This is a genomic window from Pseudomonas sp. MWU12-2037 (genome assembly GCF_023242345.1).
In the GTDB taxonomy this organism is placed as follows: domain Bacteria; phylum Pseudomonadota; class Gammaproteobacteria; order Pseudomonadales; family Pseudomonadaceae; genus Aquipseudomonas; species Aquipseudomonas gingeri_D.
In genome coordinates this window covers 1-24,308 of the sequence record NZ_JALLIZ010000024.1, presented here as the reverse complement: position 1 = coordinate 24,308, position 24,308 = coordinate 1, and the positions used below count along the sequence as shown (strand labels likewise).

Annotated in this window: 22 protein-coding genes; 17 read left to right on the top strand and 5 right to left on the bottom strand. The window is 62.5% G+C overall.

The window, feature by feature from the left end; translation table 11 throughout:
• Window positions 1–109 precede the first annotated feature (109 nt).
• A complete protein-coding gene (locus tag M5B42_RS28740; protein WP_103498588.1) occupies window positions 110–754 on the top strand; it encodes an AP2/ERF family transcription factor in 645 nt (214 codons plus the stop codon).
• Here M5B42_RS28740 and M5B42_RS28735 read toward each other — a convergent pair.
• From M5B42_RS28735 to edd, 4 genes are all read right to left on the bottom strand, one after another.
• Window positions 723–2,183, bottom strand: coding sequence for a HAMP domain-containing sensor histidine kinase (locus tag M5B42_RS28735; protein ID WP_103498587.1), 1,461 nt, complete (start codon window positions 2,181–2,183; stop codon window positions 723–725). The two genes, M5B42_RS28740 and M5B42_RS28735, sit on opposite strands and share 32 nt — an antisense overlap.
• Window positions 2,173–2,904 carry a response regulator transcription factor gene (locus M5B42_RS28730; protein ID WP_100944075.1) on the bottom strand — a complete coding sequence of 244 codons (732 nt, stop codon included), beginning with the start codon at window positions 2,902–2,904 and terminating at the stop codon, window positions 2,173–2,175. Before M5B42_RS28730 ends, M5B42_RS28735 begins: the two co-directional genes overlap by 11 nt.
• Window positions 2,905–3,120: 216 nt before the next feature.
• Window positions 3,121–4,080 carry a glucokinase gene (locus M5B42_RS28725; protein WP_103494204.1) on the bottom strand — a complete coding sequence of 320 codons (960 nt, stop codon included), beginning with the start codon at window positions 4,078–4,080 and terminating at the stop codon, window positions 3,121–3,123.
• Window positions 4,077–5,903 (bottom strand): phosphogluconate dehydratase, encoded by a 1,827-nt coding sequence (gene edd, locus M5B42_RS28720; RefSeq protein ID WP_103494205.1) that lies wholly within the window; start codon window positions 5,901–5,903, stop codon window positions 4,077–4,079. Before edd ends, M5B42_RS28725 begins: the two co-directional genes overlap by 4 nt.
• Before the next feature lie 212 nt (window positions 5,904–6,115).
• Here edd and gap point away from each other — a divergent pair, with 212 nt between their 5' ends.
• The 4 genes from gap to M5B42_RS28700 all read left to right on the top strand — a co-directional run bounded on the left by gap (window position 6,116) and on the right by M5B42_RS28700 (window position 8,591).
• The gene (gene gap / locus M5B42_RS28715) at window positions 6,116–7,117 is read left to right on the top strand and encodes a type I glyceraldehyde-3-phosphate dehydrogenase (protein WP_103494206.1); all 1,002 of its coding nucleotides are present in this window, start codon (window positions 6,116–6,118) and stop codon (window positions 7,115–7,117) included.
• A 35-nt stretch (window positions 7,118–7,152) separates the two neighbouring features.
• Entirely contained in the window at window positions 7,153–7,617 is a 465-nt protein-coding gene (locus M5B42_RS28710) for a methylglyoxal synthase (protein WP_100944170.1), read from the top strand.
• A 318-nt stretch (window positions 7,618–7,935) separates the two neighbouring features.
• Window positions 7,936–8,226 (top strand): nucleotidyltransferase family protein, encoded by a 291-nt coding sequence (locus M5B42_RS28705; protein WP_177102705.1) that lies wholly within the window; start codon window positions 7,936–7,938, stop codon window positions 8,224–8,226.
• Complete coding sequence (locus tag M5B42_RS28700; RefSeq protein ID WP_177102707.1) at window positions 8,223–8,591, top strand: DUF86 domain-containing protein; 369 nt, start codon at window positions 8,223–8,225, stop codon at window positions 8,589–8,591. The genes M5B42_RS28705 and M5B42_RS28700 overlap by 4 nt, the downstream gene beginning before the upstream one ends.
• 109 nt (window positions 8,592–8,700) lie before the next feature.
• Here M5B42_RS28700 and M5B42_RS28695 read toward each other — a convergent pair whose 3' ends face one another.
• On the bottom strand, window positions 8,701–9,129 hold the full coding sequence (locus M5B42_RS28695; RefSeq protein WP_248747721.1) for a hypothetical protein: 429 nt from the start codon (window positions 9,127–9,129) through the stop codon (window positions 8,701–8,703).
• A 282-nt stretch (window positions 9,130–9,411) separates the two neighbouring features.
• Here M5B42_RS28695 and M5B42_RS28690 point away from each other — a divergent pair, with 282 nt between their 5' ends.
• From M5B42_RS28690 to M5B42_RS28635, 12 genes are all read left to right on the top strand, one after another.
• The gene (locus M5B42_RS28690; RefSeq protein ID WP_248747720.1) at window positions 9,412–9,930 is read left to right on the top strand and encodes an RNA polymerase sigma factor; all 519 of its coding nucleotides are present in this window, start codon (window positions 9,412–9,414) and stop codon (window positions 9,928–9,930) included.
• A 164-nt stretch (window positions 9,931–10,094) separates the two neighbouring features.
• Window positions 10,095–11,000, top strand: a complete 906-nt coding sequence (locus tag M5B42_RS28685) for a FecR domain-containing protein (RefSeq protein ID WP_248747761.1) — start codon at window positions 10,095–10,097, stop codon at window positions 10,998–11,000.
• A gap of 118 nt (window positions 11,001–11,118) precedes the next feature.
• Window positions 11,119–13,704 (top strand): TonB-dependent receptor, encoded by a 2,586-nt coding sequence (locus M5B42_RS28680; RefSeq protein ID WP_248747719.1) that lies wholly within the window; start codon window positions 11,119–11,121, stop codon window positions 13,702–13,704.
• A 114-nt stretch (window positions 13,705–13,818) separates the two neighbouring features.
• A complete protein-coding gene (locus M5B42_RS28675) occupies window positions 13,819–14,421 on the top strand; it encodes a biliverdin-producing heme oxygenase (protein ID WP_248747718.1) in 603 nt (200 codons plus the stop codon).
• Between the two features lie 199 nt (window positions 14,422–14,620).
• A complete protein-coding gene (locus M5B42_RS28670; protein WP_248747760.1) occupies window positions 14,621–15,028 on the top strand; it encodes a YbaN family protein in 408 nt (135 codons plus the stop codon).
• A gap of 257 nt (window positions 15,029–15,285) precedes the next feature.
• A complete protein-coding gene (locus tag M5B42_RS28665) occupies window positions 15,286–16,638 on the top strand; it encodes a CoA transferase (protein WP_248747717.1) in 1,353 nt (450 codons plus the stop codon).
• 665 nt (window positions 16,639–17,303) lie between these two features.
• A complete protein-coding gene (gene arcD / locus M5B42_RS28660) occupies window positions 17,304–18,731 on the top strand; it encodes an arginine-ornithine antiporter (RefSeq protein WP_248747716.1) in 1,428 nt (475 codons plus the stop codon).
• A 35-nt stretch (window positions 18,732–18,766) separates the two neighbouring features.
• Window positions 18,767–20,023: an arginine deiminase gene (arcA, locus tag M5B42_RS28655; RefSeq protein ID WP_103494214.1), complete on the top strand. Its 1,257-nt coding sequence runs from the start codon at window positions 18,767–18,769 to the stop codon at window positions 20,021–20,023.
• A gap of 77 nt (window positions 20,024–20,100) precedes the next feature.
• Window positions 20,101–21,111 (top strand): ornithine carbamoyltransferase, encoded by a 1,011-nt coding sequence (locus M5B42_RS28650; RefSeq protein ID WP_103494215.1) that lies wholly within the window; start codon window positions 20,101–20,103, stop codon window positions 21,109–21,111.
• Window positions 21,112–21,261: 150 nt separating this feature from the next.
• A complete protein-coding gene (gene arcC, locus M5B42_RS28645; protein WP_248747715.1) occupies window positions 21,262–22,191 on the top strand; it encodes a carbamate kinase in 930 nt (309 codons plus the stop codon).
• 55 nt (window positions 22,192–22,246) lie between these two features.
• Window positions 22,247–22,606, top strand: a complete 360-nt coding sequence (locus M5B42_RS28640; RefSeq protein ID WP_103494217.1) for a DUF5064 family protein — start codon at window positions 22,247–22,249, stop codon at window positions 22,604–22,606.
• Window positions 22,607–22,717: 111 nt separating this feature from the next.
• The gene (locus M5B42_RS28635; protein ID WP_152741311.1) at window positions 22,718–24,226 is read left to right on the top strand and encodes a sigma-54-dependent transcriptional regulator; all 1,509 of its coding nucleotides are present in this window, start codon (window positions 22,718–22,720) and stop codon (window positions 24,224–24,226) included.
• Window positions 24,227–24,308 lie beyond the last annotated feature (82 nt).

The following is a 24,308-nucleotide window of genomic DNA, read 5'->3' as shown; positions in this document are numbered from 1 at the left end:
CGATCCCTAACGTCTTTTCCCACATTGAAGCACTCCTTTACTTCGGCGAATCTGCTGCACTTCTTCATTTCAGGTGCGCCGGTCAAGCGCCCCCAAGGAGGTGTGATCCATGGTTGCCCCCCACCTGCGCAACCCCCGCCAATGCTGCATTTTCCCGGTCTACAACGGACAAGGTCTGTGTGCCTGGAGGGTCGAGGTCATGCGTGGCGGCGCCCAATTGGGCGGTGTTTTCAGCTTCGCCGAGTGTGGTGGCGAGGAACCGGCCCGGTGCATGGCCGAGTCCTACCGCAACGCCCTGGTGCTGAAAATGCAGCCTTCGCAAAGCTATGCAGAGCGTCAGCGCCTGATGCCTCATAACACCAGCGGACATCCCGGGGTGATCCGGGTCGAGACCAACAACACCGGCTACTGGCGGGCCAGCACGCGGATTCATGGCTACTGCCTGAGCCGCAGTTTCAGTGTGCGTCGCCACGGCGAGGAGCAGGCCAAGCGCCTGGCGCTGCGTGAGCGTGAACGGCAACTGGCGTTGTGCAACGAACCCTATGAACAGGCGATGGAAGCCTTGCAGCGCTACTTCAGCCAGAGCAACAGCCGCGTGCGCGAGCACCGCATCCGCGCGGCCATGGCGCGACCGCGGGAGGTGCGGGCCTCAGCCGATATCCTTCCGCCGGACCCGCTCGAGCCGGCACTGAATATCAGTGCGGAACAGGCGTTCCTGTCGATCAGTCGGCATTTCGCGGCAAGTACAAAGTAACCCGCAACCCGCCGTCGCGCAGGTTCTGCAAGCTCACTTCGCCGCCATGGCTGTGGGCGATATTGCGCGCGATGCCCAGCCCGAGGCCGTAGCCCTGTTGCTGGCCGGACAAGCGAAAGTGCGGTTCGAACACCTGCTCCAGGCGCTGCTCGGGCACCCCGGGCCCTTCGTCATCGACGTGCAGCACAAAAGCTTCGTCGTCGTCTTCGATATGCAGGTGGGCCTTGTCACCATACTTGAGGGCGTTGTCGATCAGGTTGCCCATGCAGCGTCGTAGCGCCAGCGGTTTGCCGGGAAAGGCCCCGTGGGCGCGACCGTCCAGCGAGACCCGACCGTTACCGTTGGGTGGCAGGTAGGGTTCGATCAGGCAATCGAGGGCGTGGTTGAGGTCCACCGGCTCGATGTTCTCGTGGATATCGGTGTCCTTCACGCATTGCAGCGCCCCCTTGACCAGCATCTCCAGTTCGTCGAGGTCGCGACCGAACTTGTACTGCAGCTTCTCGTCCTCCAGCAGCTCGACCCGCAGGCGCAGGCGGGTGATGGGGGTGCGCAGATCGTGGGAGATGGCGCTGAACAACTGGCTGCGTTCGGTCAGGTAACGGCTGATACGCTCACGCATGGCGTTGAACGCCCGGCCCACCTCCACCACTTCGCTGCCACCGCCTTCCGCCACCGGCCGTACCTGCGCATCGCCGAGGGACATGTCCCGCGCGGCCCGCGCCAGGCGTTTGAGGGGACGGCTCTGCCAGTGCACCAGCAGACCGATAAATAACAGCAGAAAGCCACTGGTCAGGACAATAAACCACACCTGCTGGGACGGCAGGCCTTCCTCTTCCAGGCTGGTGTAGGGCTCGGGCAGCAGGGAGGCGATATACAGCCATTCGCCGGGGGACATCTGGATCTGCGTCACCAGTACCGGCGGATTGACCGGTTCCAGGGTCAGCGCGTAGTGGGCCCAGGAACGCGGCAGCTCGTCGAGCTTCAGGCCACCGTTGAAAATCCGCAGGTCGTCGGGGCTGACAAATTGCACCGAGATATCCACCTCGTTGCCCAGCGCCTGGCGCAACACCTCGTGCACGGCGTCGAGCACCGCGGTCTTGCGCGGCGTGGCCGGCAGCAGGCGCATATCCAGGGGCTTGTCATTGAGGGTCACGACAAACCGCGTACCGCCCATGCTGCGCAATTGATCGAGCACCAGCGGGCGATAGGCCAGCGGCAGCGAGCGCAGGTAACTGACACTGGCGGTCATCGAATGGGCCAGGCTGCGGGCGCTGGTGACCAGGCCTTCGAGCTGCGTCGCGCGCAACTGCGAAAGCCAGATCACGCTGGACAGCGTCTGGGCGATCAACACCGCCAACAGGGTCAGCAGCAACATGCGCCCCAGCAGCGAGCGCGGAACCGGCAGGCGCCGGCGCAGCTCAGAGGGCATTGGCCGCGGTGACGTTGGCCGCCAACTGATAGCCGCTGCCGCGCACGGTGCGGATCAGTCGCGGCGGCTTGTCGGTGTCGCGCAGGCGTTGGCGCAGGCGGCTGACCGCCATGTCGACGATCCGGTCCAGGGGCATCAGGTCACGCCCACGGGTGGCATTGCCGATGGTGTCGCGGTCGAGGATTTCCTGGGGGTGATCGAGAAACAGCTTGAGCAGGGCGAAGTCGGCACCGGAGAGAATCACTTCTTCGCCGTCGGTGTGGAACAGCCGGTGGCTGACCGTGTCCAGGCGCCAGTCATCGAAGGCCAGCACCTCGCTGCCGTTGCGCTCCTGGCCGAACTGCGCGCGGCGCAACAGGGCCTTGATCCGCGCCTGCAGTTCCCGTGGGCTGAAGGGTTTGCCCAGGTAATCGTCGGCCCCCAGTTCCAGGCCGATGACCCGATCAGTCTCGTCGGAGCTGGCGGTGAGCATGATGATCGGCACTTGGGCCTGGCGCGGGTGTTGGCGGACCCAGCGGCAGAGACTGAAACCATCTTCGTCGGGCAGCATGACGTCAAGGATCACCAGATCGCTGTGGGCATCGTTGAGGGCCTGGCGAAAGCCGGCGCCATCACCGACGGTGCGCACCTGGAAACCGGCACGGCTGAGGTAGGTGTCCAGCAATTCACGGATTTCCTGATCGTCGTCGACCAGGAGAATGGACTTACTGAATACGCTCACGGAAATCGTCCTTGTTGTTGTGGGGAGGACTGAAATGCGGATTATGCCTTAATCGATTAAGCCGTGAAGCATGTGTTGCCTGGCCGGACGCTTTCGCGGCGGTGCGGCGATCCGACAAGCCCTGCTCCTACAGTTTGATGTCGTGTACAAAATCTAGGCACGACGACGTACTGTAGGAGCAGGGCTTGCCCGCGAAGAACGCGCCACGTAACGGGATCAGTGCGCGAAAGCCTGCTGCAACGCCACCCCCGCGCCAATCAGCCCGGAATACGGGGCCGTCACCAGCCACACCGGGATCCCCTTGAAGTAATCGCTCATGCAGCCTTTGTCAGCAAAGCTCCGAGCAAAACCGCTGTTGATGAAAAAGTCGGCAAACCGTGGGATCACCCCACCGACGATATACACCCCACCGCGCGCGCCCGTGGTCAGCACGTTGTTGCCGGCCACCCGACCCAGCCAGCAGCTGAACTGCTCCAGCACTTCCCGGGCAATCGGATCGCCGGCCAGGCCAGCAGCGGTAATCGACTCCGGAGTTTCCAGCACCGGCACATGCCCGTCCACCGCGCAGATCGCCCGGTACACCCGCGGCAAACCGCCACCACTCAAGGCAGTCTCGGCGCTGACATGGCCGATTTCACTGTGGATATGCTGCCAGAGCTGGGTTTCACGCACGCTGCTCAGGGGCAGGTCGACATGCCCGCCCTCCCCCGGCAAGGCCATGAAGTGCTGCTCGCCCAAGTGCAGCAGGGTGCCGACACCGAGCCCGGTGCCAGGACCGATCACCACCGCCGGACGCAATGGTTCCGGCGTGCCTTCGCAGACCACGCGGTAGTCACCCGGCTCCAGGCGGGTCATGCCCAGGGCCATGGCCGAAAAGTCGTTGACCAGCAACAGCTCGTCGACCTGCAAGGTTTCGCAGAACGCCCGGCGGCTCAGCCGCCAGTGGTTATTGGTGAAACGAAACTCGTCGCCACCCACCGGGCCGGCCACCGACAGGCACACGGCGCCGACCGATCCCAGCGCCAGGCCCAGGCCGTCGAGGTAGACCTTGATGGCCTCCTCGGGGCTGCTGTGATCGACGGTCGCCAGGACCTTCACTTCATCCAGGGCATTGTCCTTCCACAACGCGAACCGCGCATTGGTCCCGCCAATGTCGCCTACCAACGCCAACTTCATTCAAGGTGCTCCAGGGCCGAAGTGAACGCGCTGGCGCCCTGCTCCGCCGAGCTGAAGGCCATGCGCATGAAGCCGAAGAGTTCGCGGCCACAGCCGATATTATTACCCAACGAGCCGATCGCAGGCGCGCGCGCGGCGAATTCGGTGTCATCCACCAGCACCCGCAAGGTGCCCTTGACCCCGTCCACGCGGATCACGTCGCCATCGCGGACCCGCGCCAGCGCCCCACCCACATGGGCTTCGGGGCAGACATGGATGGCCGCCGGAATCTTGCCCGAGGCCCCGGACATCCGCCCGTCAGTGACCAGCGCGACCTTGAAGCCACGGTCCTGCAACACGCCGAGGAACGGCGTCATCTTGTGCAGTTCCGGCATGCCATTGGAACGCGGCCCCTGGAAGCGCATCACCGCGACAAAGTCCTTCTCCAGCAAGCCGGCCTTGAACGCGTCGGCCAGGTCCTGCTGGTCCTCGAACACCACCGCCGGTGCTTCGACGATCTGGTGTTCCAGGGCCACGGCGGAGACTTTCATCACACCACGTCCGAGGTTGCCTTCCATCACCCGCAGGCCACCTTCAGGGGAGAAGGCACGGGCCACGGGGCGCAGGATGGTTTCATCGAGGCTTTCGATCGGGCCGTCGCGCCATACCAGTTCACCGTCCTGCAGGAACGGCTCCTGGGTGTAGCGGCTCAGGCCGTGGCCGGCGACGGTATTCACGTCTTCGTGCAACAGGCCGGCTTCCAGCAGTTCGCGGATCAGGAAGGCCATGCCGCCCGCCGCCTGGAAGTGGTTGATATCGGCCTTGCCGTTCGGATAGACGTGGGACAGGGTCGGCACCACTTCGGAGAGGTCGGCCATGTCCTGCCAGGTCAGTTGGATACCGGCCGCCTGGGCAATCGCCGGCATGTGCAGGGTGTGGTTGGTGGAACCGCCGGTGGCGTGCAGGGCAACGATGGAGTTGACCAGCGAACGCTCGTCTACAATCTCACCCAGGGGCATGAAGCTGCCGCTCTGTTTGGTCAGGCGGGTGATCTGGTGCGCCGCTTCGCGGGTCAGGGCATCACGCAGCGGGGTATTCGGGTTGACGAAGGACGAGCCCGGCAGGTGCAGGCCCATGACTTCCATCAGCAACTGGTTGGTGTTGGCGGTGCCGTAGAAGGTGCAGGTGCCGGGGCTGTGGTAGGACTTCATCTCCGACTCCAGCAGCTCCTCGCGGCTGGCCTTGCCTTCGGCATAACGCTGGCGCACATCGGCTTTTTCCTTGTTGGAAATCCCCGAGACCATCGGCCCGCCGGGCACGAAGATGGTCGGCAGATGACCGAAGCGCAGGGCGCCCATCAACAGGCCGGGCACGATCTTGTCGCAGATGCCGAGCATCATCGCCGCGTCGAACATGTTGTGGGACAGGGCCACGGCGGTCGACAACGCGATCACTTCGCGGCTGGCAATGCCCAGCTCCATGCCCGGCTCGCCCTGGGTCACGCCATCGCACATGGCTGGCACGCCACCGGCGAACTGGCCGACCGAACCGATCTCGCGCAGGGCCTGCTTGATCTGTTGCGGATAGGTTTCGTAGGGCTGGTGGGCGGAGAGCATGTCGTTATAGGAAGAAACGATCGCCACGTTGGCGGCGTTCATCAGACGCAGGTTCTGCTTGTCGTCGGTGCCACACCCGGCCACGCCGTGGGCAAAGTTCGCGCATTGCAGCTTGCCGCGCATCGGGCCGTCACTGGCGGCACCGCGAATCAGTGCCAGATACGCCTGGCGAGTGGCTTGGCTACGGGCGACAAGCCGTTCGGTGACCTCAAGAACGCGGGGATGCATGTGTAGAACTCCAGGCTAACGGATGTGGCGACCTGTGGTTCCAAGCTGACCGAAAGCCTCGTACGGCGGGGCTTTTCAATCATCTGGACCTGTTGATTCAGGTCACTCGTTGTAGATAAAACAAAATATTGCCACTAAAAAGGCTTGTTTTCTATTTTTATGCGAATAATCTTGTAATTCCAACAACAAAACTATGACAGGCGCTTCCCTAAATGACTCTACGAATCGCAATCAACGGTTTTGGCCGCATCGGCCGCAACGTCCTGCGTGCACTCTATACCCAAGGTTACCGCCAGGACCTGCAGGTCGTCGCCATCAACGACCTGGGCGACAGCGCCATCAATGCTCACCTGCTCAAGTACGACACGGTTCACGGCACCTTTGATGCCAGCGTAGAACACGACAATGAAAGCCTGACCGTCAACGGTGACCGTATTTCGGTCAGCGCGATCCGCAATCCGGCCGAACTGCCCTGGGCCGCCGAGAAGATCGACGTGGTTTTTGAATGCACCGGTCTGTTCACCGACCGTGCCAAGGCCGCCGCGCACCTGACCGCCGGCGCCCGCAAAGTGATTATTTCCGCACCGGCCAAAGGCGCCGATGCCACCGTGGTGTACGGGGTCAACCATGACATCCTGCGCCAATCGCACCAGATCATTTCCAACGCATCGTGCACCACCAACTGCCTGGCCCCGGTGGCCCAGGTGCTGCACCGCGAGCTGGGTATCGAAAGTGGCCTGATGACCACCATCCATGCCTACACCAACGACCAGAACCTGACCGACGTCTACCACACCGACCCGTACCGCGCGCGTTCGGCGACCCAGAACATGATCCCGAGCAAGACCGGCGCCGCCGAAGCGGTAGGCCTGGTGCTGCCGGAACTGGCGGGCAAGCTGACCGGCATGGCCGTGCGCGTGCCGGTGATCAATGTGTCCCTGGTGGACCTGACCGTGCAACTCAAGCGCGAGGCCACGGCGGAAGAAGTCAACGCCCTGCTCAAGGAAGCCAGCCAGCACTCGAAGATCCTGGGTTACAACACCCTGCCGCTGGTTTCCAGCGACTTCAACCACAACCCGCTGTCGTCGATCTTCGACGCCAACCACACCAAGGCCAGCGGCAAGCTGCTCAAGGTCCTGGCCTGGTACGACAACGAGTGGGGTTTCTCCAACCGCATGCTGGATAACTGCCTGGCGCTGTGCAACGCCGAATAAATGCGGAACGAGGAACAGGCGTGGAGCAGGAACCGATGATAGGGATCAGCTTTACCCAGGCCACCATGGCGGCGCGCAAGCGCATCGCCCTGGTGGCCCACGACCATTGCAAAGTGTTTTTGCTGGACTGGGCCGAGCGCCAGAAAGACCGTCTGGCCCAGCATGAGCTGGTGGCCACGGGCACCACGGGGTTGTTGCTGAACAAGCGCCTGGGGTTGGCGGTGGAAAGCATGATCAGCGGCCCGTTGGGTGGCGACCAGCAACTGGGTGCCCGCATCGCCGAGCAGCGGGTGGATATGCTGGTGTTCTTCTGGGATCCGTTCGAGCCGCAGCCCCATGACCCGGATATCAAGGCTTTGTTGCGGGTCGCGGCGGTGTGGAATATTCCCGTGGCCTGCAACGAATGCACCGCCGATTACCTGCTCAGCAGCCCGATGATGGAACAGGCCCATGAGTATCGGGTGCCGGACTATGAGGCGTATCTGGCGGCACGGCGTTAACGTCGGTCGGCCATGCTGAACACAATCTCCTGTGGGAGCTGGCTTGCCAGCGATAGCGGTGGTGAATGTGATATCGCCATTCCTATGTCAGCGCTTTTTACAGTTGACGGGGCCTTCGCTTATCCATCGGATTTGCTCCATTTAGCCACCCGGACAGGGCTCAAATGCTGTAAGCATTGATTTCGCCGGGGGGACATACGAAAGTGTTGAAAGCCCGCCTCTGGTGGGCTTTTTTCGTTTTTGCCCCCGAATACAGTTCTTGAAACTCCATTCTTGATTGCATACCCTCTTCACGAGTTTCGATAAGGAAGAATGATCATGCGACCGTCTGTTGTACTCGACATGAATCGAGGCGCAGTACGCGAAGCGACAAGTCGCTTTCACGCGGCGAACCCGCGGGTCTTTGGTTCAGTGCTGCACGGTACTGACGGGGACGGTAGCGATCTCGATCTACTGGTCGACGCGCTGCCCGGCACGACGATGTTCGATCTGGGCGGCCTGCAGGATGAGCTGGAGTCGTTACTGGGTATCCACGTCGATCTGTTGACCCCTCCCGATCTACCGCCAAAGTTCCGTGCCAAGGTTCTCGCGGAAGCGCAGCCCGTATGAGCGAGAACCGCCTGCCCGATTACCTCGACCACATGCAGCAGGCTGCGGTCGATGCGTGCAGCTTCGTGGAAGGACTGGCCAAGGATGACTTCCTGGAGGACAAGCGTACCCAGCAGGCTGTCATCATGAGCCTAATCATCATCGGTGAAGCGGCGACGAAAGTGATGGACGGCTACTCCGAGTTTACCCAGGCTCACATGCAAGTACCGTGGCGCAGCATGCGCGGTATGCGCAACCGCATTGCCCACGGTTACTTCGACATCAACCTCGATGTAGTGTGGGACACCGTGCAATCTGCATTGCCGGAGTTACTGAGACAACTGGCCGCCGTGCGCCAGGATGCCGAAAGCGATGAGATAGAATAATGCCCCCCCGGACAAGGCTCAAATGTTGTAAGCATTGATTTCGCAGGGAACAGACGAAAGTGTTGAAAGCCCGCCTTTGGCGGGCTTTTTTCGTTTTCACTTGTCGGTTTCAGTCGAATGACGGTGACACAGAATCAGGTGCTCGCGAACCTTCCAGCAGCGCATCCACCACCGCACGCGCCACTTCCACCGAATGCAGCATGCCCCAGAACAACGCCCGCTCGACAGGGTTGATATGCAGGCTGATTTCGTCGCCATTGAGCTCCGCCGTTTCGAGCAGATTCGAAACATAGATCAGCGCATCCTGGGCATTGACGCCCGGTTGGATGGCAAACAGCGTGGGCTTGTACGGGGCTTCGGGGATGACCGGTTTGGAGCAGGTGAACGCGAGGGTATCGAGTAAACGAGGCGTGTTTGCCGGACCCCGTTCGGTCTCACTGGCGGGATCATCAGAGACTTTACGAAGATACTTCTCTTTGTCGACGGTGCTGGGTGCTTTACGAGAGAGAGGCGAATCGGAGATGGTTTTCTTTGTCACGGTGACGCTCCTTAAACCGCTTTCGCGGCGTTGTGCGCCTTTGCTTAACTCCGGGCTGCAAACCCCGTATCGCTGAATTTTCAGCGACGACCAAATCTAGCGCTCACCTTATGCACCTGCAATCTTCTCCCACCTCCGCAGACAGTAGGAAATATCAGACATTTTCGAAATCCACTCAGCCACTCTGTAGGAGCAAGACACCAACGGCGAAATACATTAAGACTTGACCTACAAGGTAGATGATAAGCATTATCATTCGCTTGCAATCGGTCCGGTGCTTCCGTGAGTCAGTCCCACTTCAATACTGTCTTCCTCGCCCAGCGTGTCACGCTGCTGCGGACCTTGCAGCGCATGGTCAACAATCCCAGCACCGCCGAGGACCTGCTGCAAGAAACCTACCTGCGGGTTACCCGTGCCCTGAGCGAACGCTCGGTGGATCACCTCGAGCCCTTCGTCTTCCAGACCGCCCGCAACCTGGCGCTGGACCATCTGCGCGCGCTGCGTATCCAGTCGCGCACCCTGATGGACGATGTGCCGCTGGACGTCATGCAGAATGTCGCCGCGCCCCTGAGCACGGCGGAAGACGCCATCCACGCCGAGCAGATGCTCAAACGCCTGAGCGTCAGCCTCGGCCAGTTGAGTGCCCGCCAGCAGCAGATATTCATCCTCAGCCGCCTCCATGGCTACAGCTACCAGGAGATCGCCGACGAGCTCGATGTGTCCCTGAGCACCGTGCAAAAAGAGCTCAAGCTGATCATGGCGATCTGTGTCGGTGTGGCCGAACGCCTGGATCGCCCTTAAGCTCTGCTGCCCGATAGCGTGGATAATCCGCTCAAACGTCCTACAGCTCTATCACGCAAAACCATAAGATCGTTAAACCAAACCGTGGCAAACGTTGCCGAGGAACACCCGTGACAGACAGTCAAGACCCGCGCCCCTCCGGGCCGGTGCCCCATGACGCAGCCATGGATCAGGCACTGGACTGGCTGATCCTGATGGAGTGCCCGAGCGCCGAGCAGCAGGCCGCCTTCGACACCTGGCTGGCCGCCGACCCGCGCCATCCCCAGGCCTATGCGCGCGCCAGCGGCGCCTGGAACGCGCCGCCGGTGTTTGCCGCCGCCCAGGTCCTGCAACAACGGCGGCGCCCGTCACTGCTGCGGCGCCTGCGCCCACACTGGAAACCCCTGGCCGCCGCCGCCGTGCTGCTGATCGCCATCGGCAGCTACAGCAATCTGCCCCTGCGCCTGCAGGCCGATCACCTGACCGTGGCCGGCGAACGCCAGCATCTGCAACTCGAGGACGGCTCGAAAGTCCTGCTCAACACCAATTCAGCGTTCTCCAGCAACTTCAGCGGCCGCCAACACAAGGCTCGGCTGTACAAGGGCGAGGCGTTCTTCGAGGTCGCCGCCGAGCGCGAACACCCTCTGGAAATCGATGCCGGACCAGTGCGCGCCAGTGTCAGCGATACCAGCTTCGCCGTGCGCTACCTCGATGGCGAGGCGCAGGTGCAGGTCCAGCGCGGCGATGTCGACCTGCGCACCCTCGATGACAGCGCGCGCCTGCGTCTCTCCGCCGGTAACAGCGTAAAGGTCGGGCCCCATGGCTTCGGCCGCCCGGAAAAACTCGATGCACAGAAGGACCTGGCCTGGGTCCAGGGCCGCCTGGTGTTCGAAAACTGCCCCATGGGCCAGGTCCTGGCCGAGCTGCGGCGCTATTACCCCGGCTGGATCGTCAACAACAACGAACACCTGGCCCAGGTCGCCGTCACCGGCAACTACCGCCTGGACAAGCCCCTGGACGTGGTCCGCTCCCTGGCCCAGATCACCTCCGCCAAGGTTTCGGAGTACCCGGCGCTGGTGATTCTCAACTGAGAACAATTATTTTTACTCGATAGCCCCAGGTGATTCGTCTCGTTATAGCCAATGCGATTGATTCTCACTTTGAATCACGCAACACCTATAACGATTCGTCCACCCGGGAGCGCTATCGATGCCCACTCGTTTCACCTCCAAGGCCCGCGCCGGCGGCCTGCAACAATGCACTTTGTCCTTGCTGACCGCCGCCGTCCTGCTGGCCGGCGTACAAGCAACGCCAGTGCTGGCCGCCAGTAGCGCCGAACAACCGGCCAGGAGCCTGGGCAACTACAGTTTCTCGATCGCGCAACAACCCCTGGTCTCGGCGCTCAACGCCTTCACCTCGATCACCGGCTGGCAGGTCGGCTTGCCCGCCGAACTCGGCCAGGGCGTGGCCTCGCCGGGCGTACGCGGTGCGCTGCCGCCGGAAAAAGCCCTCGAGCGCCTGCTGGTCGGCACCAACCTGAGCTACCGCAAAGTCGGCGACAACAGCATCGTCCTGGAAAAACGCGCCAGCGGCAGCACCCTGAACCTGGAACAGGTGACCATCAGCGCCACCCGCCAGGAGCAGGACGTCAACTCGGTGCCCAACACCGTGACGGTGAAGGACCGCCAGCAACTCGACCGCCAGAACGTCAACACCCTCAAGCAACTGGTCCGTGACGAACCCGGTGTCTCGGTCGGCGGTGCCGGCCAGCGTGGCGGCGGCATCAGCAACTACAACATTCGCGGCATCGACGGCGACCGGATCCTGACCCAGGTCGACGGCGTCGAAATTCCCGACAGTTTCTTCAACGGTCCCTACGCCAACACCCAGCGCAATTACGTCGACCCGGAAATCATCAAGCGCGTGGAGATCCTCCGCGGCCCGGCCTCGGTGCTCTACGGCAGCAACGCCATCGGCGGCGCCGTGAGCTACTACACCCTCGACCCGGAGGACATCATCAAGCCCGGCCAGGACGTCGGCGCCCGCCTGAAAAGCGGCTACAGCTCGGCCGATAACAGCTGGCTGACCTCCGGCACCGTCGCCGGACGCAGCGGCGACTTCGACGGCTTGCTGCACCTGAGCCAGCGTAACGGACGTGAGACCGAGTCCTATGGCGATACCGGCGGCAATGGCCTGAACCGCACCGCCGCGAACCCGGAGAAAGCCCGGGCCACCAACGTGTTGGCCAAGCTCGGCTGGAACTACAACGACACCTCGCGCCTGGGCCTGACCTATGAGCGCTACAAGGACTCAGTCGATACCAACGAACGCAGCGCCGTCGGCGGCCCGTTCAACGTCGGCCAGCCGCTGGGCATGTACCGCTCGCGCACCGGCAACGACACCATCAGTCGTGAACGTTTCGGCATCGAGAACAGCTTCGGCCTGGACAGCGCCGTGGCCGATCATGTCAAGTTGAGCCTGAACTACCAGATCGCGAAGACCGACCAGAGCACCCTGGAAAACTACTTCCCGTTCACCCGTAATGTCCTGCGCAGCCGCGATACGGTCTACGAAGAGAAGCAGTGGGTCTTCGATGCCCAGGCCGACAAGGCCTTCACTATCGGTGCGACCGATCACCTGCTGACCTACGGCACCACCCTCAAGCAACAGGAGGTCACCGGTTCCCGTAGCGGTTCCGGGGTCTGCCTGGCCGTGGGCCGGGGCTGTACCGCCGTGGGCGCCGACAGCCCGTCCGACCGCCTGGTCAAGTCCAGCGACTTCCCCGACCCGACCATCGACAGCTACAGCCTGTTCGCCCAGGACCAGATCAGTTGGAACCAATGGACCTTCCTGCCGGGCCTGCGCTATGACTACACCCAGCTCAAGCCGCATATCACCCAGGAGTTCCTCAACACTATCGCCGCAGCGGGCGGCGGCGCCGTCGACGGCTCCAACAAGACCTGGCATCGCGTCTCGCCCAAGTTCGGCCTGACCTACGCCCTGAGCGACCAGTACACCTGGTACGGCCAGTACGCCGAAGGTTTCCGCACCCCGTCGGCCAAGGCCTTGTACGGTCGCTTCCAGAACCTGAGCACCGGCTATCAGGTCGCACCGAACCCGAACCTGCAACCGGAAAAGAGCAAGAGCTACGAGACCGGCCTGCGCGGCAAGTTCGACGCCGGCTCGTTTGACCTGGCGGTGTTCTACAACCAGTACCGCGACTTCATCAACGAAGACGCCATTGCCCCCGGTTACAGCGAGCTGACCTTCCAGACCAACAACATCCGGCACGCCACCATCAAGGGTGCCGAACTCAAGGGTCGCCTCAACGTGGACGCCTTCGGTGCGCCGCAGGGTCTCTATAGCAAGGGTTCCGTGGCCTATGCCTACGGCCGCAACAACGACACCGGGCAACCGCTCAACAGTGTCAACCCACTCACCGCCGTCATGGGCCTGGGCTACGACCAGGACAACTACGGCGGCTTGCTGAGCTGGACCCTGGTACAACGCAAGAACCTGGTCGACAGCAGCAACTTCTTCTCGCCGGACGGCAAGGGCGAGCAGTTCAAGACCCCGGGCTACGGCCTGCTGGACCTGACCGGGTATTACAAGGTCAGCCATGACATCACCGTCAATGCCGGTCTCTACAACCTGGCCGACAAGAAGTACTGGAACTGGGATGACGTACGCGGCTACGACAGCGTCGGCGAAGCCGGTGTGCTGAACCCGGCCAACCTCGAGCGCCTGACCGCCCCGGGACGCAACTTCTCGGTCAACCTGGTCTGGGATATCTGACCGGACCGCACCTCACCCGGCCGAATATTGCAGGGCCCGGGTGAGTTTTTTTACTGTCGCGCGTCTTCTGATTCGTCTCGTCAGACAGTGCCTCTCATTCTCAAGGACATGCTCATGACCACCCCGCACAACACCCCGAGCCTGCGCTCGCAACGCCTGAACCAGATCACCCATGAACCCCATGCCAGGCTCGACCAGTTGGTCAAAGCCCATGCGCCGTTCGAAACCCAGGCGAATTTCGCCCGTTTCGTGGTGGCCCAGTACCTGTTCCAGTCGGAGCTGGTGTCGCTGTACAACGATCCGGAACTGATCGCCATCGTCCCGGACCTGGCCGAACGTTGCCGCGCGGAAGCGGCCAAGGCCGATCTGGCGGACCTGGACACCGAAGTACCTGCGCCGTTGGCCGGTGCGGTGAAGAACCCGAGCAAGGCCGAAGCCCTGGGCTGGCTCTTCGTTTCCGAGGGTTCCAAGCTCGGCGCCGCGTTCCTGATCAAGCGCGCCGTTGGCCTGGGCCTCAGCGAAACCTTCGGTGCCCGCCACCTGGGCGAACCGGTCGGCGGTCGCGCCGAGGGCTGGAAAAGCTTTACCCGGACCCTCGACGGGCTGGAGCTGAGCGCCGAAGAAGAAGCCGCTGCGGAGAAAGGCGCGATTGATGCGTTCGTGCGCTTTACCCTGTTGCTGGAACAGGCTTACGCCACAGCGCCGGAGCTGGCCTGAGTAGGAGCGAGCTTGCTCGCGATGGACGTCAACGATGACGCAGGATAACTGGAGCACCGCAGCGCTCTTCAGACCATCGCGAGCAAGCTCGCTCCTACACGTTACGCGTAGCGCCCTAATCTTGCGTACACCCCTTTGCACAGGCAACCACAGGATCCGGGGCTTGAGCCGTTCACTCCATCGCCGCACAATTGACACCATGACCCAGCCAAAACCCTCCTCCTCCAAACTCGCCCGCGTGCTCTTCGGCCTGCTCGCCTATGTCAGCCTGGGCATCGGCCTGGTCGCCATTGTCATTCCCGGCCTGCCGACCACCGAGTTCATCCTGCTGGCCGCCTGGGCCGCCACTAAAAGTTCGCCGCGTCTGAGTGCCTGGCTGGAAAACCACCGGCTGTTCGGCCCGATCCTGAGCAACTGGCGCAACGGCAAGATCATCACCCGCAAGGCCAAGGTCAGTGCCACCGTGAGCATGCTGCTCTGCGCCACGCTGATGCTGGTGATGCTCGAACACGGCTGGCCGATCTACCTGGCCATCGCCGGGATGAGCCTGGGCAACCTGTGGATCTGGTCGCGTCCGGAGCGGCAGGCTCTGCCTGACGCGTCCTGAGCCCCCATCAGTTCCTGCGGGAGGGCATTTTTCGGCAAACACCGACTTGTAGGAGCCGGCTTGCTGGCGATGGCAGCGACGCGGTTTCCTGTTAATCCGCGTCGCTCGGATCGCCAGCAAGCCGGCGCCTACAGGGACCGCATGGATCGGAATAGCAGGGCCAGGATCAAGAATATATTGACGGTCTGGAGGCCACACCCGACATCGACAATCGCCCGTATTTCAGGTGCAATGGCCCTTCTCACGGAGAGCCTTCGATGACCGATCTATTGACGTCCATTCAAGCCGCACTCGACCTGCCCCTCTCGCCGCCACTGTTCACCGGCAGCGGCGTTCTACCCTCGGCTTTTGCCGTTACCGAACTGGCTGGCGCTACTCTCGCCGCCGCCGGCCAGGCCGTCGCCGAACTGCTGCTGCAACAGAGCGGCCAGCGCCCCGCCGTCGAAGTTGACCGGCGCCTGGCTTCACTCTGGTTCGGCACGGCGGTACAACCCGCAGGCTGGGAAATCCCGCCGCCCTGGGACCCGATTGCCGGCGACTACGCCAGCGCCGACGGCTGGATCCGCCTGCACACCAACGCCCCGCATCATCGCCGCGCCGCCGAGCGCGTCCTGGGACTGGCGACGGATCGCAGCGCCATGGCCGAAAAAGTTGCCCAATGGGCCGCCGCCGACCTGGAGCTGGCGGTGGTCGAGGCCGGTGGCTGCGCCGCGCAAATGCGCTCGTGGGCCGCCTGGAAGGAACATCCCCAAGGGCTTGCGGTCAATGCCGAGCCTCTGGTCCAACGCGCCACCCACGACAGCCATGGTTCACGTACCTGGCTCGGCTCGCAGGTACGGCCATTGGCAGGCATCAAGGTCCTCGACCTGACCCGCGTACTCGCCGGCCCCGTGGCCAGCCGCCTGCTGGCAGGGCTGGGCGCCGAGGTGTTGCGCATCGATCCGCCGAGCTGGGACGAGCCGGCCCTGACCCCGGACGTGACCCTGGGCAAGCACTGCGCCCGCCTGAACCTGCATGACGCGGCTGATCGCGAGGTCTTCGAAGGCTTGCTCGGCGGGGCCGACATCCTTCTGCACGGCTATCGTGCCGATGCACTGGACGGGCTCGGCTACGATGCCCGGCGTCGCCAGCGCCTGGCCCCCGGGCTGATTGATGTGAGCCTGAACGCCTACGGCTGGAGCGGCCCGTGGCACAATCGCCGGGGCTTCGACAGCCTGGTGCAGATGAGCAGTGGTATCGCCCAGGCCGGCATGTTGTGGAAACAGGCGGACAAGCCCGTCCCACTGCCGGTGCAAGCGCTGGACCATGCCACCGGCTACCTGATGGCGGCCGCGGCGATCCGCGCGCTGACCGAACGGTTGCACAGCGGGCTGGGAGGGTCGGCGCGTTTGTCACTGGCCCGTACGGCGAAGTTGCTGGTGGAACAGGGGGCGGTCAATGGGACCGAAGCGCTGTTGCCCGCAGGGGCGCAGGACTGGAACCCGCTGCTGGAACAGACGTCCTGGGGCCCGGCGCAACGTTTGCTGTCGCCGCTGAAGGTCGGGGCGGTGCCGTTGCAGTGGGCCTTTGCCGCTACGAAGCTGGGGGCTCATCCGCCGCAGTGGTGGTGAGTTCGAAACCGCTTTCGCGGGCAAGCCACGCTCCTACAGTTTGGTGTCGTACATGACATTTCGTTTTCACGCAAAACTGTAGGAGCGTGGCTTGCCCGCGAAGAGGCCCTCTGGATCATCAGCCACCTCAAGGATCCCCCGGGGATTCAGCATCAATGCTCCTCCCTCGTAGACCCCATCACCACGCCGAAGCGCAGTTCTCAGGTCGTCCCTGATATATGCGTCATCTTGATTACTTAATTGTTTCAATATTTAACAAAGAAACAAATGCTCACTCGATTAATTATCCAATGTGCCACTACGTTTATTCGATAGGGATGACAAAGGTAGTCGTTCAAGACCGATAGCGCCCATGAAACCCGTTCGACTCGATGATTCTGTGGACTATTTCCAATAAATCGAACGCGTTTAAAAAAACGCTGTCCGAAATTTGCACAATCCACAGGTTTGTCTAGTTTAAGCCTCCACAGCAATACGAAATATTCTTTTCAACGCTCATTCGACCGCTCTAGGACAGGTGTCTTAAGACGCAGGCCCGCGTGTCCGCGCGGCCCCAAAAGTCGTTCATAAACAACGGAATGTGCCAATGATCTGATCTATATCATTTTTCGTTTTTGCCCCTGGCCTACCCTATCGCCTCAATTCCCATGGATTGGAGTCATGCAATGTCTGAATCACCCGGAAAACTGCGATTAGGTGCGCTGGTCGCTCTGGTGGTGGGTTCAATGATTGGCGGCGGTATCTTTTCGCTGCCGCAAAACATGGCTGCCAGCGCCGATGTCGGCGCGGTATTGATTGGCTGGGCGATTACCGCCGTGGGCATGTTGACCCTGGCCTTCGTGTTCCAGACCCTGGCCAATCGCAAACCGAACCTGGACGGTGGGGTCTACGCCTACGCCAAGGCCGGTTTCGGCGACTACATGGGTTTCTCGTCCGCCTGGGGTTACTGGATCAGTGCCTGGCTGGGCAACGTCGGCTACTTCGTCCTGCTGTTCAGCACCCTGGGTTACTTCTTCCCGGTGTTTGGCGAGGGTAATACCGTGGCCGCCGTCGTCGGGGCCTCGGTGCTGTTGTGGGCCGTGCACTGGCTGGTACTGCGCGGTATCAAGGAAGCAGCCTTCATCAACCTGGTCACCACCGTGGCCAAGGTCGTGCCGCTGCTGCTGTTCGTGCTGATCGCGCTGTTCGCCTTCAAGCTGGATATCTTCACCGCCGACATCTGGGGCCTTAAGAACCCCAGCCTGGGCAGTGTCATGAACCAGGTGCGCAATATGATGCTGGTCACCGTCTGGGTGTTTATCGGCATCGAGGGCGCGAGCATCTTCTCCGCCCGCGCGGAAAAACGCTCGGACGTGGGCAAGGCCACGGTTATCGGCTTTATCACCGTGCTGTTGTTCCTGGTGCTGGTCAACGTCCTGTCCCTGGGGATCATGACCCAACCGGAACTGGCAAAACTGCAGAACCCGTCCATGGCCGCCGTGCTCGAGCACGTGGTCGGTCACTGGGGCGCGGTGCTGATCAGCGTCGGCCTGATCATCTCGCTGCTCGGCGCCCTGCTGTCCTGGGTTCTGCTGTGCGCGGAGATCATGTTCGCCGCCGCCAAGGACCACACCATGCCGGAGTTCCTGCGCCGCGAGAACGCCAACCAGGTACCGGCCAACGCCCTCTGGCTGACCAACGCCATGGTGCAGATTTTCCTGATCATCACGCTGTTTTCCGCCAGTACCTACCTGTCGCTGATCTACCTCGCCACCTCGATGATCCTGGTGCCCTACCTCTGGTCGGCGGCCTATGCCGTGCTGCTGGCGGTGCGTGGCGAAAGTTATGAACAGGCCCCGGGCGAACGCCGCAAGGACCTGGTCATCGGCGCAATCGCCCTGATCTACGCGATCTGGCTGCTGTACGCCGGCGGCACCAAGTACCTGCTGCTCTCCGCCCTGCTCTATGCCCCCGGCGTGATTCTGTTCGCCAAGGCCAAGCGCGAGCTGGGCAAAACGATTTTCACCCCCGTCGAGAAGCTGATTTTCGCCGCGGTGGTCATAGGCGCCCTGGTGGCTGCCTATGGCCTGTACGACGGCTTCCTGACCCTTTGACACCCTGTTTGTTACGCTCTCTGGAGGATCTGCAAATGACCACGGAAAAAGTGAAATACGGCGTTCATTCCGAAGCCGGCAAGCTGCGCAAGGTGCTGGTCTGCTCACCGGGCCTGGCGCACCAGCGGCTGACTCCGAACAACTGCGATGAGCTGCTGTTCGACGATGTGATCTGGGTGGCCCAGGCCAAGCGCGATCACTTCGACTTCGTCACCAAGATGCGCGAACGCGATATCGACGTGCTGGAAATGCACAACCTGCTGACCGATATCGTCGCTCAGAAGGAAGCCCTGGACTGGATCCTCGAACGCAAGATCACCGCCAACCAGGTCGGCCTGGGGCTGGTCCACGAGGTCGACTCGTGGCTGCGCAGCCTGGAACCGCGCAAGATCGCCGAGTTCCTGATCGGCGGCGTCTCGGCCGATGACCTGCCGAACAGCTTCGGCGGCAAGACCATCGAGATGTTCCGCGACTTCCTCGGCCACTCCAGCTTTATCCTGCCGCCGCTGCCCAATACCCAGTTCACCCGCGACACCACCTGCTGGATCTTTGGCGGCGTGACCCTCAACCCGATGTACTGGCCGGCGCGACGCCAGGAAACCCTGTTGGCCAGCGCCATCTACAAGTTCCACCCGGAATTCGTCAACGCCGACTTCCAGGTCTGGTACGGCGACCCGGACCAGGAGCACGGCAACGCCACCCTCGAAGGCGGCGACGTGATGCCCCTGGGCAACGGCGTGGTGCTGATCGGCATGGGCGAACGCTCCTCGCGCCAGGCCATTGGCCAGCTGGCGCTGAACCTGTTCAAGCACAACGCCGTGGAGCGGGTGATCGTTGCCGGCCTGCCGAAGTCCCGCGCGGCCATGCACCTGGACACCGTATTCAGCTTCTGCGACCGCGACCTGGTGACCATCTTCCCGGAAGTGGTGAACCAGATCGTCGCCTTCACCCTGCGCCCTGACGAGAGCAAGCCCGGTGGCATCGATGTCCGCCGTGAAGAAACCAATTTCCTCGACACCGTCGCCCAGGCCCTCAACCTCAAGGCCCTGCGGGTGGTGGAAACCGGCGGCAACAGCTTCGCCGCCGAACGCGAACAGTGGGACGACGGTAACAACGTGGTGGCCGTGGAGCCCGGCGTGGTGATCGGCTACGACCGCAACACCTACACCAACACCCTGCTGCGCAAGGCCGGCGTGGAGGTCATCACCATCAGCGCCAGCGAACTGGGCCGTGGCCGCGGCGGTGGTCACTGCATGACCTGCCCGATCATCCGTGACCCGATCGATTACTGACCGATATTCAAAACCTGCCCTTGCCCCCACGAAGGGCCACGGCAGGCGGATAACCCATACCCGAGGAGATCCAAGAAATGGCTTTTAATATGCGTAACCGCAGCCTGCTGAGCTTGATGCACCACACCAATCGCGAACTGCACTACCTGCTGGACCTGTCCCGCGACCTCAAGCGCGCCAAGTACACCGGCACCGAGCAGCAGCACCTCAAGGGCAAGAACATCGCGCTGATCTTCGAGAAGACCTCGACCCGCACTCGTTGCGCCTTCGAAGTCGCGGCCCATGACCAGGGCGCCCACGTCACCTATATCGACCCGGTGTCGTCGCAGATCGGCCACAAGGAAAGCATGAAGGACACCGCCCGCGTGCTGGGGCGGATGTTCGACGCCATCGAGTACCGGGGCTTCGAACAGGAGATCGTCGAAGAACTGGCGAAGTTCGCCGGCGTGCCGGTGTTCAACGGCCTGACCGCCGAGTTCCACCCGACACAGATGATCGCCGACACCCTGACCATGCGCGAGCACAGCGACAAGCCGCTGCATGACATCAGCTACGCCTACCTCGGCGATGCCCGCTACAACATGGGCAACTCGCTGCTGATGATCGGCGCCAAGCTCGGCATGGACGTGCGCATCGGCGCGCCGAAGGCGCTGTGGCCCCATGAAGATTTCATCGCCCAGTGCAAGGCCTTTGCCGAGGAAAGCGGCGCGCGCATCACCATCACCGAAGACCCGCAGGAAGCGGTCAAGGGCGTGGACTTCATCCACACCGATATCTGGGTGTCCATGGGTGAGCCGGTGGAAGCCTGGGACGAGCGTATCGAGCAACTGATGCCGTATCAGGTCAATGCAAAAATGATGAAGGCCTCGGGCAATCCCCGGGTCAAGTTCATGCACTGCCTGCCGGCGTTCCACAACAGCGAGACCAAGGTCGGCAAGGATATCGCGTCGCGTTACCCGCACCTGGCCAATGGGGTTGAAGTGACCGAGGAGGTGTTCGAGTCGCCGGCCAATATCGCCTTCGAGCAGGCGGAAAACCGCATGCACACGATCAAGGCGATCCTGGTGTCGGCGCTGGCGGATATCTAGGACCGGCGCTCCCCCTGTAGGAGCGAGCTTGCTCGCGATAATCGCACGGGCGCCCTGTGACACCTGGTACCCCGCGTTATCGTCGACCTCCATCGCGAGCAAGCTCGCTCCTACAGGGGAACTCATGCAACCTCTGGAAGGACAGTACTTATGCGTATCGTCGTAGCATTGGGCGGTAACGCCCTCCTGCGTCGTGGTGAACCCATGACCGCGGACAATCAACGCGCCAATATCCGTATCGCCACCGAACAGATTGCCAAGATCTACCCCGGCAACCAGTTGGTCATCGCCCACGGCAACGGCCCGCAGGTCGGCCTGCTGTCGTTGCAGGCGGCCGCCTACACCCAGCTCTCGCCCTACCCGCTGGACGTGCTCGGCGCGGAAACCGAAGGCATGATCGGCTACATCATCGAACAGGAACTGGGCAACCTGCTGGACTTCGAAGTGCCCTTCGCCACCCTGCTCACCCAGGTCGAAGTCGACCCCGAGGACCCGGCTTTCCAGCACCCGAGCAAGCCCATCGGCCCGGTCTACAGCAAGGCCGAAGCAGAACGACTGGCCGCTGAAAAAGGCTGGAGCATCGCCCCGGACGGCGACAAATTCCGCCGCGTGGTCGCCAGCCCGAAACCCAAGCGCATCTTCGAGATCCGTCCGATCAAATGGCTGCTGGACAAGGGCAGCATCGTGATCTGTGCCGGCGGTGGCGGCATCCCGACAATGTACGGCGAGGACGGCAAGCTCAAGGGCATCGAAGCGGTGATCGACAAGGACCTGTGCTCGGCGCTGCTGGCCGAACAGCTGGAGGCCGACCTGCTGGTGATCGCCACGGACGTCAATGCCGCTTTTGTCGACTGGGGCCAGCCGTCCCAGAAGGCCATTATCCAGGCCCATCCGGACGATCTCGAAAAACTCGGTTTCGCCGCCGGCTCCATGGGCCCGAAAGTCCAGGCCGCCTGCGAGTTCGCCCGGCACACCGGCAAGGCCGCGGTGATCGGTTCACTGGCGGATATCGAGGCGATAGTCCAAGGTAAAGCGGGTACGCGGATCAGTACGGCACAACCCGGCATCACTTATTCATGAGAACCATCGGGCAGGCCCGTGGTCTGCCCTACTCCATGCCTTGAAGGAGAACACCATGGCCACGTTCACGCCCGGTCACCTGCATATCGAGCGCCATGCGCTGAACAAGGACGATTTCAGCTACAACCTGAGTTTCGACTATGAAGTCGCCCAGGACCCGAAGGAAGGCACCGGCATGCGCTTTACCTTGCACGGCACCATCGAGGGCAAGTCCCTCGACGAGTCGTTCTTCATGCCCAAGGACCAGGCCTTCGACTTTGCTCGCGTCGCCAGCCATATCGCGCAGAAATACGGCATGCCGAAAAATGCCAGCATCATTTCCCTGCACAAATACTACGACGAGATGTTCGAAGATGTGCGGGCCAAGCTCGACGTCAAATCAGGTGATCCGATGAAGCTTGAACATCTGAGCTGACCAGAGGCTCGTTCCAGTAACAGGACAGGGGCGTTCACGCGGTAGATTTCACCAAACCCCACACGCCAAGGCATAATTGCCGCCCTCGCGCCCGGAACACCGAATCGCCCCATGCGTATCCACGTCAGTTTCATCGACCGCGTCGGCATCACCCAGGAAGTCCTGGCCCTGCTCGGTGGACGCAATCTCAACCTGGATGCGGTGGAGATGGTTCCGCCCAACGTCTATATCGACGCCCCGACCCTCAGCCCGCAGGTGCTCGAGGAGTTGCGCGACGCGCTGTTCAGCGTCCGTGGCGTAGAGGCGGTGACGGTGGTGGATATCCTCCCGGGACAGCGCCGCCACCTGCAACTCGACGCCCTGCTCGCGGCCATGACCGACCCGGTGCTGGCCCTGGACAGCGCCGGCCACGTGCTGCTGGCCAACCCGGCGCTGATTGCCCTGTACGGTCGCGAGCCGGCGGGTGAAAGCGTCGCCGAACTCTTTGCCGACCCCAATCTCCTGGACACCCTGCTGGAGAACGGTTTCCGCCTGCCGCTGCGGGAAATCACCGTCAACGGCCAGACCCTGCTGCTCGACGCCACGCCGATCACCGATGCCGGCGCACTGCTGACCCTGTACCAGCCGAACCGCATCGGCGAGCGTCTGTCGGCTCTGCACCACGACCATGCCGAAGGTTTCGACGCGCTGCTCGGCGAGTCTCCGGCGATTCGTACCCTCAAGGCCCGTGCCCAGCGGGTCGCAGCCCTCGACGCACCGCTGCTGATCCAGGGCGAAACCGGCACCGGCAAGGAGCTGGTGGCGCGGGCCTGCCATGCCATCAGTGCGCGCCACAGTGCGCCCTTCCTGGCCCTGAACTGCGCGGCCCTGCCGGAGAACCTCGCCGAAAGCGAACTGTTCGGCTACGCCCCCGGGGCCTTTACCGGCGCCCAGCGCGGCGGCAAGCCGGGACTGATGGAGCTGGCGAACCAGGGCACGGTGTTTCTCGATGAGATCGGCGAAATGTCGCCATACCTGCAAGCCAAGTTGCTGCGTTTTCTCAATGACGGCAGCTTCCGTCGCGTCGGCGGGGACCGCGAGGTCAAGGTCAACGTGCGGATTCTCAGCGCCACCCACCGCAACCTGGAGAAGATGGTCAGCGAAGGCAGTTTTCGCGAGGACCTGTTCTACCGGCTGAACGTGCTCAATGTCGAGGTCCCGCCGCTGCGCGAGCGCGGCCAGGACATCCTGTTGCTGGCACGCTATTTCATGCAGCAGGCCTGCACGCAGATCCAGCGTCCGGTCTGCCGGCTGGCCCCCGGAACCTATCCAGCGTTGCTGGACAACCGCTGGCCGGGCAATGTGCGGCAATTGCAGAACGTGATCTTCCGCGCGGCGGCGATCTGCGAGAGCAGTGTGGTGGATATCGGCGACCTGGACATTGCCGGAACCTCGGTGGCACGTCAGAGCGACCCGGAGATCGACAGCCTGGAACAGGCGGTCGAGGATTTCGAGAAGACCCTGCTGGAAAAGCTCTACGTGCAGTATCCCTCGACCCGGCAACTGGCCAGTCGACTGCAGACCTCCCATACGGCCATTGCCCATCGCCTGCGCAAATACGGCATTCCCGGCAAGCCCTGAGGCAATTGTGGGAGCCCGGCTTGCCGGCGATGGCGTCCGTGAATGCGCTGCAAGGCTGAAGGGCCCTACCGCCAGCAAGCCG

Coding starts and splice junctions, on each gene's coding strand:
- M5B42_RS28740 (WP_103498588.1), top strand. CDS start 110: ATGGTTGCCCCCCACCTGCGCAACCCCCGCCAATGCTGCATTTTCCCG.
- M5B42_RS28735 (WP_103498587.1), bottom strand. CDS start 2,183: ATGCCCTCTGAGCTGCGCCGGCGCCTGCCGGTTCCGCGCTCGCTGCTG.
- M5B42_RS28725 (WP_103494204.1), bottom strand. CDS start 4,080: ATGAAGTTGGCGTTGGTAGGCGACATTGGCGGGACCAATGCGCGGTTC.
- edd (WP_103494205.1), bottom strand. CDS start 5,903: ATGCATCCCCGCGTTCTTGAGGTCACCGAACGGCTTGTCGCCCGTAGC.
- gap (WP_103494206.1), top strand. CDS start 6,116: ATGACTCTACGAATCGCAATCAACGGTTTTGGCCGCATCGGCCGCAAC.
- M5B42_RS28710 (WP_100944170.1), top strand. CDS start 7,153: ATGATAGGGATCAGCTTTACCCAGGCCACCATGGCGGCGCGCAAGCGC.
- M5B42_RS28705 (WP_177102705.1), top strand. CDS start 7,936: ATGCGACCGTCTGTTGTACTCGACATGAATCGAGGCGCAGTACGCGAA.
- M5B42_RS28700 (WP_177102707.1), top strand. CDS start 8,223: ATGAGCGAGAACCGCCTGCCCGATTACCTCGACCACATGCAGCAGGCT.
- M5B42_RS28685 (WP_248747761.1), top strand. CDS start 10,095: ATGGATCAGGCACTGGACTGGCTGATCCTGATGGAGTGCCCGAGCGCC.
- M5B42_RS28680 (WP_248747719.1), top strand. CDS start 11,119: ATGCCCACTCGTTTCACCTCCAAGGCCCGCGCCGGCGGCCTGCAACAA.
- M5B42_RS28675 (WP_248747718.1), top strand. CDS start 13,819: ATGACCACCCCGCACAACACCCCGAGCCTGCGCTCGCAACGCCTGAAC.
- M5B42_RS28670 (WP_248747760.1), top strand. CDS start 14,621: ATGACCCAGCCAAAACCCTCCTCCTCCAAACTCGCCCGCGTGCTCTTC.
- M5B42_RS28665 (WP_248747717.1), top strand. CDS start 15,286: ATGACCGATCTATTGACGTCCATTCAAGCCGCACTCGACCTGCCCCTC.
- arcD (WP_248747716.1), top strand. CDS start 17,304: ATGTCTGAATCACCCGGAAAACTGCGATTAGGTGCGCTGGTCGCTCTG.
- arcA (WP_103494214.1), top strand. CDS start 18,767: ATGACCACGGAAAAAGTGAAATACGGCGTTCATTCCGAAGCCGGCAAG.
- M5B42_RS28650 (WP_103494215.1), top strand. CDS start 20,101: ATGGCTTTTAATATGCGTAACCGCAGCCTGCTGAGCTTGATGCACCAC.
- arcC (WP_248747715.1), top strand. CDS start 21,262: ATGCGTATCGTCGTAGCATTGGGCGGTAACGCCCTCCTGCGTCGTGGT.
- M5B42_RS28640 (WP_103494217.1), top strand. CDS start 22,247: ATGGCCACGTTCACGCCCGGTCACCTGCATATCGAGCGCCATGCGCTG.
- M5B42_RS28635 (WP_152741311.1), top strand. CDS start 22,718: ATGCGTATCCACGTCAGTTTCATCGACCGCGTCGGCATCACCCAGGAA.